Origin of the sequence: Vibrio sp. ED004 (genome assembly GCF_023206395.1) — a bacterium.
Taxonomy (GTDB): domain Bacteria; phylum Pseudomonadota; class Gammaproteobacteria; order Enterobacterales; family Vibrionaceae; genus Vibrio.
In genome coordinates, this window is sequence record NZ_CP066149.1 from 2,274,018 (window position 1) to 2,286,228 (window position 12,211).

Sequence of the window (12,211 nt, forward strand, 5' to 3'; positions counted from 1 at the left end):
ACAATGACTAAACTGTCATTCAAGCCGTGGGAAAGGGTAATCTCTGACGTTCGTCTCGTTCCAAAAATGGTCATGCTGATGATATTCAGCACTATCTTGATCATTTCGAAGCAGTTATGGGACGCGAGCACGTTTTACGATTCATTACTTGCAGTAACGAACAATGCGCAAGTTGCACAGCAGCATTACGAGACTTACCTAGTTCAAGTGGTTTGGCAAACAGCCTTGATGATCATTGTGTTTGTGGTTCTTCTATTAGCAGCGGCGCGAGTGATGCTGCGCCAAACTCAATATCTAAGCGATGCAATCAAAACCATGGCAGACAAGAACCTGTCAGTGCCAATTCACATGGATTGTAAAGATGAATACGGCGATGTGGCACGAGAGCTTGAGAAAACACGAGTTCAACTGCATGACATGGTTAAAGCTCAGGTTGCATCCTCAGATGAATTGTTTGCCTTGACAGAAGTGATGACCATCAGCATGTCTGAAACCAAAGAGTCGGCGCAAGAAGAGTTTAACGAGATCGATCAGCTGGCAACGGCAATGAGCGAGATGACCTCTACGGTTCAAACGGTTGCTGAACATGCACAAAGTGCTTCTTCTCTAACAGAGCAGGCATCAGGTCAAGCGTTGACTGGGCAGAAGTTCGTTCAGGGTTCTGTGTCTAAGATGAGTGAACTGTCTTCTGATATCGCAGCTTCAGCGGCAGCAGTTAACCAAGTTGAAGAGCGTGTTGACTCAATCGGTAGCGTTGTTGGCACTATCCAAGGCATTTCAGAACAAACCAACTTACTGGCACTAAACGCAGCGATTGAAGCGGCGCGTGCTGGTGAAGCGGGTCGTGGTTTTGCGGTTGTTGCTGATGAGGTTCGTAACCTTGCACAGCGTACGCAACAAGCGACGGTAGAAATTCAAGACATGATCAGCCATCTACAAAGTAGTGCGAACTCGGCTGTAGAGTTGATGGAAAAGAGTGTTGTGGAAGCGGCCGAAGGTGTTGATCTGGTGACCAACGCTGGTTCTGAGCTAGATGGTATCGTAAGCCAAGTAAACCAAATCAATGATATGAACTTCCAAATCGCAACCGCTGCAGGCCAACAGAGCAGCGTTGCGGAAGAGATGAGTGTGAACCTAACCAATGTTAGAGAGCTGGTTGAAGCTTCTGTTGTCGTGGTTGGCGAGCTTCTAGAAACTTCTCAACTAATGGAAAGCAACGCGCAAGAACTCGACGGTAAGATTAAGCAATTCAAGGTCTAGCTTTAAGCTCCAAATCCTTGTTGCTAGAGCCTACTTTCTAAAGAGAAAGGCTTAACTCGATAAGTTCACTGATAAACGCCCACATTGCTAATGTGGGCGTTTTTTATTGGCGTAACTTTGGTATAACTTAGCTTTAGTTTTAAAACTCGCTATTGAAGACTCGAACTGATACCCGAACGTTCGTCGCGCAGCTTATACAAGGAAGAAACATGCCATTGCCTTCTCAACTCGTCACTCACTCACAGTCTGCTTTTGAGCAATTGCTAGAGCATCAAAGTGAAGCCATTAGTACTTGGTCTGAGCCACTTATTGAAGATCTCAAACATGTATTAGGCTTGAGCTGTTTTGTGGGGGATTGTTTACAACGCGACACGATCTTATCCACGACCTTACCGGAGATGTTGGCATGCGAAGAGCGTGCAGAAGGGTATCGTGGACGATTGGCTGAATTACTTTCTGGTTGTGCTGATGAGATGAGCGGTCAGCGTGTGTTGCGCCAATTCCGCAACCGAGAAATGACCTATATTGCGTGGCGTGACTTCATGAGGGCTTGGGAGTTAGAACAAAGCTTGAATCATCTATCGATGCTGGCTGAGGCGATGATCTTCGAGACCTATCAATGGCAGTACGATATTTGTTGTAAAGAGTGGGGCACACCATGCAATGAACAAGGCGAAGCGCAGCCGATGCTTATTATTGGCATGGGTAAGCTAGGTGGCGGTGAGCTCAATTTTTCTTCCGATATCGACTTGATTTTTGCTTACCCTGAGAACGGTGAAACCCAAGGCGCTAGACGCAGTATTGCCAATGCGCAGTTCTTCACGCGTTTAGGGCAACGTATTATTAAGGCGCTGGATCAACAAACCTTTGATGGGTTCTGTTATCGCGTCGACATGCGCCTGCGCCCATTTGGTGAGAGTGGTCCATTGGTAATGAGCTACGCCGCACTGGAAGATTACTACCAAGAACAAGGGCGTGATTGGGAGCGCTATGCCATGGTTAAAGCGCGGGTGATGGGTAGCGAAATGTACCCTGAATATCAAGAGCTTCGCCAGATGCTGCGCCCGTTTGTCTTCCGTCGTTATATCGATTTTAGTGCGATTCAATCTTTGCGTCGTATGAAGTCGATGATCAGCAGCGAAGTGCGCCGTCGTGGTTTATCAAACAATATCAAGCTAGGTTCTGGTGGTATTCGTGAGGTTGAGTTTATTGCGCAAGTTTTCCAATTGATCCGTGGTGGGCGTGAACCTAGCCTACGTGGCCGAGGGTTGCTGGAAACCCTAGCGGCAATCGAGTCACTGCATTTACTAGAGTCAGAAGAGGTAGGTCATCTGCGTGATGCTTACCTGTTCTTACGTCGTCTTGAAAACCTACTGCAAGCTATGGCTGATAAACAAACTCAAACCCTGCCTGATGGGGAGTTCGAACAACTGCAACTCGCGGTTGCGATGCAGTTTTCTGATTGGGAAAGTTTGATTACCGCAACTCGCGCTCACATGGCTAATGTACACACCGTGTTTGAAGACCTGATTGGGGTTGATGAAGAAGACGCAAATCCTATTGCGAGTCACTTTAGTGAATTGTGGGATATGGCGCATAAGCCGGACGTCATTGAGCATGTGCTAGAGCATGATATTGCTATCGCCAACCCACCAGAGGCGGCGAAAACTATCATCCAGTTTAAAGCAGACTTGGCGAAGAAGACTCTGGGCCCACGAGGACGTGAAGTTCTCAATCGACTGATGCCAAAAGTCTTTCAAGCTTTGTATACCGCTAAGGATGCAGAGTTTGGCTTGTCTCGAGTGCTTCATCTACTGCATAAAATCGTTACACGTACCACTTACCTAGAGCTATTGGACGAACACCCTGCCGCGCTGACTCAGCTTGTGCGTTTATGTACCGCTAGCCCAATGATCTCGGAGCAGCTTGGTCGCTATCCGATTCTATTAGATGAACTTATTGATCCTCAACAGCTCTATAACCCAGTGCCGCTCGAGTCTTACAAGACGGAACTGCGTGATTATCTTGCACGTATTCCTGAAGACGATATGGAGCAGCAGATGGAAGGTCTGCGTCAGTTCAAACAGACCTGCATTTTGAGAATAGCCGCAGCTGATATTGCGGGCGTACTGCCTGTGATGAAGGTCAGCGATCACCTTACTTACTTGGCCGAGGCGATTGTTGAGGCGGGTGTTAACCAGGCTTGGCTGCAGGTGTTGGCTAAATTCGGTGGACCGACTCATGTGAAAGATCGTGAAGGTCGCGGTTTTGCGGTTGTTGGTTACGGCAAGGTCGGAGGTTGGGAGCTTGGCTACAACTCAGATCTCGATATTGTGTTTATGCACGACTGCCCAGTACACATCTATACTGATGGTAAGAAAGAGATCGATGGACGCCAATTTTACCTGAGATTGGCTCAGCGTCTTATTCATATTTTCTCGACCAGAACCGCTTCTGGGATTTTGTATGAAGTTGATACTCGCCTGCGTCCTTCGGGCGCTTCCGGTTTGTTAGTTAGCCCAACCGATGCCTTTGATGAGTACCAGCATAATGACGCGTGGACATGGGAGCATCAAGCACTGACTCGCGCTCGTATGATTTATGGTGATGATCTGTTAGCGTCTGCGTTCAATAAGACACGTCATGATGTGTTGTGCTTGGCTCGTGATGAAGCCACGCTTAAAAAATCTGTTGTGGATATGCGTGAAAAAATGCGCGGTCATCTTGGCGGTAAAAAAGCCGATCGATTCATGCTTAAACAAGATGCGGGTGGTATTACCGATGTTGAGTTCTTGGCTCAATACTTAGTACTGCGATACAGCAATGAAAAGCCTAAACTGACTCGCTGGTGTGACAATGTACGAATCTTTGAAAGCTTGTTATCACAAGGAATCATGGACGAGCAACAAGGCATGGCATTGACCAACGCCTATACAACGCTAAGGGATGAAATTCATCACCGCAATCTACTCAACCTAGATGCGGATGTGGCGATTGATAAGTTCGAAATGGAAAGAGAACATGTAGTTCAAGCTTGGAAGCAGTGGATGGAAGCATAAGTTGTCTTTTGCTTATCTATCACAGTGCCTATTGAGATAGGTTTTACTCATTTTTATATGGTTTAGCCACTGTAATCAGTGTGCTAGACTCTAGCCAGATTCGATTTTTGGAGTTCAACAATGAAACCAATTCTACCTGACTACAGCCAATCAGGTGTTCTTATTGTCGGTGACGTCATGCTTGATCGTTACTGGTATGGTCCAACTGGCCGTATTTCGCCAGAAGCACCTGTACCCGTTGTAAAAGTAGAAAATAACGAAGAGCGTCCTGGTGGTGCTGCCAACGTTGCAATGAACATTGCCTCTCTTGGTGGTCATGCTCATGTTGTTGGTTTAACTGGTAAAGATGAACCAGCTGAGGTGTTAAAAAATACCTTGGGCGCACTTAAGGTTAAGTGTGATTTCGTTGAGCTAGAAGACTACCCAACGATCACTAAGCTGCGTGTGATGAGCCGTGGTCAACAGTTGATCCGTCTTGATTTTGAAGACAAATTTGAAAACACCGATCCTGAATTGGTTTTGTCTCGCATGGAACAAGCGCTTCCTAATGTTCGCTCTGTAATCCTGTCAGATTACGCGAAAGGTGCGTTGGAGCATGTGCAGAGCTTTATTCAAAAAGCGCGTGCGGCTAACGTTCCTGTATTTATTGACCCGAAAGGTGCTGATTTAGAACGTTATCGTGGTGCGACTCTGCTTACGCCAAACATGGCAGAGTTCGAGCTGGTGGCTGGTAAGGTTAAATCAGAAGAAGACCTTATCGAGAAAGGCATCGCTTTGATTGATAAGTATGACTTCGAAGCTTTGTTAGTGACTCGTAGTGAGCATGGTATGACGCTACTGCGTAAAGATCAGGCACCATTCCATTTGCCAACTCAAGCGAAAGAAGTGTATGACGTGACGGGTGCTGGTGATACGGTTATCTCCGTTCTTGCTGCTTCTGTTGCTGCTGGTAAACCATTGGATGAAGCGTGTGCATTAGCAAATGCTGCCGCAGGCGTTGTGGTTGGTAAGTTGGGCACATCAACCTTGTCGACAATTGAATTAGCGGAAGCGATTCACGGTAGCCAAGATACAGACTATGGCGTGATCTCTGAAGCAGCACTGGTTGAAGCGGTGAAGCGTGCTCGTGCCAAAGGCGAGAAAGTGGTGATGACTAACGGCTGCTTTGATATTTTGCATGCTGGCCATGTTTCTTACATGAACCACGCTGCTGAATTAGGCGATCGTTTGATCGTTGCAGTGAATACTGACGATTCAGTGAAACGCTTAAAAGGCCCAGGTCGCCCTGTGAACCCTACCGATCGTCGTATGGCCGTTTTGGCTGGTTTAGGCGCAGTTGATTGGGTTGTTCCGTTTTCTGAAGATACGCCTCAACGTTTGATCTCTGAAGTGCTACCAAGCATTTTAGTGAAAGGTGGCGATTACAAACCTGAAGAGATAGCGGGTGGAGCGGAAGTGATTGCAGCTGGCGGTGAAGTGAAAGTGCTTAACTTTGAAGACGGTTGTTCTACTACTGAAATCATTAAAGCGATCAAAGGCGGTCGAGGTTAACGTTTTGCCTTTTAGCTCGAAACTTCACAGTTAGCTCTAGAACAGATAATAAAAATGCCGCTCAATGAGCGGCATTTTTGTAACTGTAACGTAAGCTATTCTGAATTACTTACTTGCTACTTTTAGACCTGCGTTTACATCAACAATGTCTTGTTCGCTTAGCGTACCAACCGCTTGACGAAGCTGAAGTACACTTAGGATGTAGTTGTAACGAGCATCTGACAGGTTTTTGTTCGCATCGTATAGACGACGAGTCGAATCAAGTACGTCAACAATCGTACGAGTACCAACATCAAAACCTGCTTCAGTTGCTTCTAGAGCAGACTGAGCAGACACTACAGATTGTTCGTAAGCGCGTAGAGCACCAATCGAAGCACTGATGTTGTTGTTGAATGCACGTACGTCTTTCACAACGCTACGGTAAGTCGCTTCTAGATCTTCACTTGCTGCAACGTAGTTGTATTCGGCCTGTTTAGTCAAAGAAGTTGTGTTACCACCCGTGTATAGAGGTACAACTAAGTTCAAGCCAATGTTTAGGTTGTCTTGGTCATAATCTTGAGAGCTATTTGATTGATCTGCTAGAGCATAGCTACCGTCTAACGTTAGGCTTGGTAGGTGACCAGAACTTGCTAGAGAGATGTTGTCTTTTGCTACGTCTTGAGAGATTCGTGCTGCTAGTAGGCTAAGGTTCTTTTGCTCGGCTTGTTCAACAAGAGCGGTTGCCGACTCAGAAGATTTGCTCGCTGAGAAGCGGTCAGTATCTAGGATGCTTAGGTTAGAGTGTTCTTGACCTGTAATCTCACGTAGACCTTCGTAGCTGTTAGTCAGATCGTTCTCTGCAAGAACTTCATCAGCCAAAACGCCATCGTACTGAGCTTGTGCATCATGTACATCGGTGATTGCTGAAAGACCAACTTCAAAACGCTGCTTAGTTTGCTCTAGTTGACGAGCTACCGCTGCTTTTTCAGCACGAACAAATTCTAGGTTATCTTGAGCACGAAGTACGTCGAAGTAAGCTGTCGCGGTACGTAGAATCAACGCTTGTTGCTCTGCCGCGTATGCTGAATCAGCCTGACGAGCCGTTTTCTCGGCGGTATCTAGAGTGATCCATGAAGAGCGTTGGTAAAGTTCTTGAGAAAAACCAATCGCAGCTCCCCAAGTATTGTTATCGATACTTGAACTACCAACACCTGACGTGTCTCGATCACCACGATTAATATCGTAGTTTGCTGTTAGGTTTATTTGAGGTAGCAAATCACTACGGCTTGACGTTACTGCTTCAAAAGCGGCATCGCGCTGCGCTGCTGAACGAAGAAGTTGTGGATCGTTCTGTTTTGCTTGGTCGTAAACTTCAGCTAGCGTATCAGCAAAAGCTGACGAACTCAGGCTGCCAATTGCTGCACTGATAAATAGTGGAAGCAGTTTCTTCATTTTCCTATTCCTGCCTTTTATGGAATTTTCTTTAAAAGAGTTTAACCCAGTTTGGTGGTAATTTACTCGAAACTTTGCACTTTTTTACATTTAACTGTCCACTTGTGCAATATTTATTTTTTAAAACTTAACTTTAATTATAAATTTTATATAAAAAGTTGAACCTTATCCTTGGTAGTTAACTCGGACAATGAGTAAACTATAAAGATCACTTAGTGAGGTACCAAATGCAACAGTATGACAATCAACGACATGAGTTTACTCCGCAAGATGTGGAAATAGTCTCAAAAGAGACGCTGTTTCGTGGTTTTTTCAAAATGGTTAAGTACACATTTAAACATAGACTGTTTGAGGGAGGCTGGAGCCAACCAATACAGCGTGAGATGTTTGAGCGTGGTCATGCTGCCGCTTTGCTACCTTATGATCCCGTGCGTGATGAAGTGGTGATCGTCGAACAGATTCGTGTCGGTGCCTTAGAGCATGAGAACCCATGGCAATACGAAATTGTTGCCGGGATCATTGATACCGATGAATCACCGCAAGACGTTGCCCGTCGTGAGGCGATGGAAGAAGCGGGAGTCGAAGTCGGATCTGTGTTGCCTATTACTTCGTATTACCCTTCATCTGGTGGTTGCTCAGAAAAGCTCGACGTTTTTGTTGGCTGCGTTGATGCCACGACAGCAAAAGGGGTGCACGGACTGGATTACGAAGGTGAAGACATTCGTGTACAAGTGATGAGTCGCGAAGCCGCTTATCAGTTAGTAAAAGACGGTGTGTTTGAAAATGGAGCCACGATCATTGCGCTACAGTGGCTACAATTGAACTACCAAGAATTACAGTCAGAGTGGATAGATTAACGTCATGCCAAATATAGCGGTCAAAAAACCGTATCATGTTGATCTTGCTGAATTGATGCGAGTTTACGAGACTAACTATGCCAAACTTAACGCTTTGTTACCGGTTGGGCATGAGGTTGGTGACGTTCGCTGTTACCAAGCCGTTAATATGGTGTATCAATTGACAGTGAATGAGGTCACAAAATACACCACATTAATAGATATATGTCAGAGTGACGCGATGCCAGTGTTTCCTTTGCCAAAAATGTCTGTCAGGCTATATCACGACGCTCGAGTTGCAGAAGTGTGCGCTAGCGGGGATTTTTCGCGTGTCAAAGCGAAATATGACTATCCCAACACTAAGCTTCTGCAAAAGGACGAGAAATTTCAATTGAATAAATTTCTTGGGGAATGGTTAACGTTTTGTTTAAAAACTGGTATCAGCCGAACCCCAATTGCCTTTTAATTGAGCCTATTTAAGAACACTTTAAAGTCTAAACAGTAACGTATCTGGATTTGTTATTTTGGAATTATCACACACTTCAAAATTTGATGAGAGCAGTATTAAGCTTGTACAGCTAACGGACACGCATTTATTTGCGCCGAGCAATGGCAGCTTATTAAGCATCAACACTCAAGATAGCTTTCGTGCTGTAGTCGATGGCATTGTTAGTCAGGGCTTTGACTATCAAGCGATCTTAGCGACGGGTGATATCTCGCAAGATCACAGTGCTGAGTCTTACCAGAAATTTGAGTCAGGGATTCAGCCTTTAGAAAAGCCTTGTTACTGGCTTCCGGGCAACCATGACTTCAAGCCGAATATGGGCAGCGTATTACCATCTCCACAAATTCAATGCGTTGAGCATGTCTTGCTAGGTGATAACTGGCAGATGGTGATGTTGGACTCGCAAGTCGTGGGTGTGCCTCACGGGCGACTCAGTGATCAACAGCTCGATCTACTCGAGCAAAAACTATCAGAATTCCCAGAACGCAATACCTTGGTTCTATTGCACCATCATCCGCTTTTGGTTGGTAGTGCATGGTTGGATCAACACAATCTTAAAGATGCAGATCAGTTTTGGGATGTGGTTCAACAACACACCAATGTGAAAGCCGTGTTGTGTGGTCATGTTCACCAAGACATGAATCGAGACCATCATGGTGTACAAGTCATGGCAACACCGTCGACTTGTGTTCAATTCAAACCTAACTCGAATGACTTTGCGGTGGATACTTTGTCTCCAGGTTGGCGAGAGATTGAATTGCATCAAGATGGCACGGTGACCACGCAAGTTCGCCGTTTACCTCATGGGCAATTCCTACCTGACTTTGCTGCAGGCGGTTATTAATGACTGGCACCGATAAACAAACAGTTAAGCCATCACTGCTTCTTTATATTCACGGATTTAACAGCTCATCACGTTCCCACAAGGCGACGGTGATGGCAGATTACTGTGCAGAGCATCGCGCTGATATCAAGGTGATTACCCCTCAACTGCCGAGTTTTCCTCAGCAAGCGGCACTTCATTTGCAAACGCTAGTGGAGCAATATAAAGATCAGTACCAGATCGCATTAGTCGGCAGCTCGTTGGGTGGCTACCTTTCAACATGGCTTAATAGTCACTATGGTTTTAAAGCAGTTGTCGTTAACCCTGCAGTGAAGCCTTATGAGTTGTTGGCTGACTATTTAGGTGAGCAAGTAAACCCATACACAGATGAACGATATGTACTGGAAACAAAGCATATTGATGAATTGAAGGCGTTAGATGTGCCGGCTATCGAAAAGCCGAGCGACTTCTGGCTGCTTCAGCAAACGGAAGACGAAGTTCTGGATTACCGACAAGCGGTAGAGAAGTACCAAGGTGCAACACAGACAGTAGAAGAGGGTGGGGATCATAGCTTTGTTGATTTTGAACGCTACCCACAGCAAATCATCACCTTTCTAAATCTTTAATCTGTTCCACCAATCGAGTGATTTTCTCTTGTTTGCCTGTTATTTCATCTATCAATGGTGAAATATCATAGTTTGATGTCTTAGTTTTTGAACTAGCTTGACATCATTACTCAGCTTCCAGACTATATTCCCCAATACTTCGCTCGTTCGCTCTACTATGACGGTTCATAGTAATGATTCTGCTTTAGTGAAACTAGAGCCAGCGAACTGACGCAAACTTTTTGAGTAAACTCCGTATTATGACTGAACAATATAATGCAAAAGACCTCGAGGTACTTGAAGGTCTCGATCCTGTGCGACACCGCCCGGGAATGTATACCGAGACAGAAAGACCTAACCACCTTGCCCAAGAAGTCATTGATAACTCGGTCGATGAAGCACTAGCGGGACACGCTAAGAAGATCAAAGTTGTGCTTCATGCAGACCAATCGTTAGAAGTTACCGATGACGGCCGTGGTATGCCCGTTGATATCCACCCTGAAAAAGGGATCTCAGGTGTTGAGCTGATCTTAACTAAGCTCCACTCTGGCGGTAAATTCTCAAACAACAACTACAAGTTCTCTGGTGGTTTGCACGGGGTAGGTATCTCGGTTGTAAACGCACTATCAAAACGTGTTGAAGTGACCGTTCGTCGAGAAGGTCAGGTTCACGAGATCGCACTTGAAGGTGGTCATGCAGTAACAGAACTGACTGTAACAGGCACTTGTGGTCATCGTAACAGCGGTACATCAGTCCACTTCTGGCCTGATCCAAAATACTTCGACAGCCCTAAATTTTCGACACTTCGCCTTATCAACAACCTACGAGCAAAAGCAGTACTTTGCCCAGGTTTAGAAATCACTTTTGTCGACAAAGTTGGTGGTGAAGAGCACAAATGGTTCTATGAAGATGGTCTAAAAGACTACCTTGCTGAAGGCGTGAAAGGTTATACCCTGTTGCCAGAAGAACCTTATGTGGGTGAGTTCGTTGCTGAAACGGAAATGGCTAACTGGGCTATTATCTGGCAACCAGAAGGCGGTGATATGATCACCGAGAGTTACGTGAACTTAGTACCGACCAAGCAAGGTGGTACACACGTAAACGGCCTTCGCCAAGGTCTGCTTGATGCAATGCGTGAGTTCTGTGAATTCCGTAATCTACTGCCACGTGGTGTAAAGCTAACGGGTGATGACATCTTCGATCGTTGTTCATACGTTCTGTCGGTGAAGATGCAAGATCCTCAGTTTGCTGGTCAAACAAAAGAGCGTCTATCGTCTCGTCAAACCGCAGCATTTGTTTCCGGTGTGGTAAAAGATGCGTTCAGCCTATGGTTGAATGAAAAACCGCAATTGGCAGAGCAGCTAGCTGAAGCTTGTATTGCCAATGCTCACCGCCGTATGCGCGCGAGCAAAAAGGTTGTGCGTAAGAAAATCGCATCTGGCCCAGCACTGCCGGGGAAACTAACTGACTGTTCGGTTCAAGATTTAAGCCGTACCGAAATCTTCTTCGTGGAAGGGGACTCGGCGGGTGGTTCTGCTAAGCAAGCTCGCGATCGTGAGTTCCAAGCGGTAATGCCACTGCGCGGTAAGATTCTAAATACGTGGGAAGTGTCAGCAGACCAAGTTCTGGCTTCACAAGAAGTGCACGATATCTCAGTTGCTTTGGGCATTGACCCAGACAACGACGATTTATCAGGCCTGCGTTACGGTAAGATCTGTATCCTTGCCGATGCGGACTCGGATGGTCTTCATATCGCAACACTTCTATGTGCGCTATTCACTCGTCACTTCAGTGCATTAGTTGAAGCGGGTCATATCTATGTAGCAATGCCGCCACTGTATCGTATCGACTGTGGTAAAGAGGTGTTCTACGCATTGGATGATGATGAAAAAGATGGCGTGCTTGAGCGTTTGTCTAAGAAGAAATCCAAAATCAACGTACAACGATTCAAAGGTCTGGGTGAGATGAACCCACTTCAGTTGCGCGAAACCACCATGGATCCAAACACTCGTCGCCTTGTTCAATTAACCATTGATGACAACGAAGCGACTCTTGAGATGATGGACATGCTGCTAGGTAAAAAGCGTGCTGATGATCGCCGCACATGGCTACAGACTAACGGTGATATGGCCGAGGTATAA

9 protein-coding genes are annotated in these 12,211 nt (G+C 45.8%); 8 read left to right on the plus strand and 1 reads right to left on the minus strand.

Features of this window, described 5'->3' with window-relative positions:
* The first annotated feature begins 3 nt into the window (after positions 1-3).
* The 3 genes from ITG10_RS10315 (at position 4) to hldE (ending at position 5,870) form a co-directional block, all read left to right on the plus strand.
* Positions 4-1,260, plus strand: coding sequence for a methyl-accepting chemotaxis protein (locus tag ITG10_RS10315; protein WP_017629373.1), 1,257 nt, complete (start codon positions 4-6; stop codon positions 1,258-1,260).
* Positions 1,261-1,469: 209 nt separating this feature from the next.
* Positions 1,470-4,319 carry a bifunctional [glutamate--ammonia ligase]-adenylyl-L-tyrosine phosphorylase/[glutamate--ammonia-ligase] adenylyltransferase gene (gene glnE / locus ITG10_RS10320; RefSeq protein ID WP_248386382.1) on the plus strand — a complete coding sequence of 950 codons (2,850 nt, stop codon included), beginning with the start codon at positions 1,470-1,472 and terminating at the stop codon, positions 4,317-4,319.
* Between the two features lie 120 nt (positions 4,320-4,439).
* Entirely contained in the window at positions 4,440-5,870 is a 1,431-nt protein-coding gene (gene hldE, locus ITG10_RS10325; protein WP_017629371.1) for a bifunctional D-glycero-beta-D-manno-heptose-7-phosphate kinase/D-glycero-beta-D-manno-heptose 1-phosphate adenylyltransferase HldE, read from the plus strand.
* 105 nt (positions 5,871-5,975) lie between these two features.
* Here hldE and tolC read toward each other — a convergent pair whose 3' ends face one another.
* Complete coding sequence (gene tolC, locus ITG10_RS10330) at positions 5,976-7,301, minus strand: outer membrane channel protein TolC (RefSeq protein ID WP_008222558.1); 1,326 nt, start codon at positions 7,299-7,301, stop codon at positions 5,976-5,978.
* Positions 7,302-7,528: 227 nt separating this feature from the next.
* Between tolC and nudF the strand changes: the two genes are divergently transcribed.
* The 5 genes from nudF (at position 7,529) to parE (ending at position 12,211) form a co-directional block, all read left to right on the plus strand.
* Complete coding sequence (gene nudF, locus ITG10_RS10335; RefSeq protein WP_017629370.1) at positions 7,529-8,158, plus strand: ADP-ribose diphosphatase; 630 nt, start codon at positions 7,529-7,531, stop codon at positions 8,156-8,158.
* A gap of 4 nt (positions 8,159-8,162) precedes the next feature.
* On the plus strand, positions 8,163-8,603 hold the full coding sequence (locus ITG10_RS10340; RefSeq protein WP_008222561.1) for a DUF1249 family protein: 441 nt from the start codon (positions 8,163-8,165) through the stop codon (positions 8,601-8,603).
* A gap of 58 nt (positions 8,604-8,661) precedes the next feature.
* Positions 8,662-9,486 carry a 3',5'-cyclic-AMP phosphodiesterase gene (cpdA, locus tag ITG10_RS10345; protein WP_017629369.1) on the plus strand — a complete coding sequence of 275 codons (825 nt, stop codon included), beginning with the start codon at positions 8,662-8,664 and terminating at the stop codon, positions 9,484-9,486.
* On the plus strand, positions 9,486-10,091 hold the full coding sequence (gene yqiA, locus ITG10_RS10350; RefSeq protein WP_017629368.1) for an esterase YqiA: 606 nt from the start codon (positions 9,486-9,488) through the stop codon (positions 10,089-10,091). Before cpdA ends, yqiA begins: the two co-directional genes overlap by 1 nt.
* A gap of 239 nt (positions 10,092-10,330) precedes the next feature.
* Entirely contained in the window at positions 10,331-12,211 is a 1,881-nt protein-coding gene (gene parE / locus ITG10_RS10355) for a DNA topoisomerase IV subunit B (protein WP_017629367.1), read from the plus strand.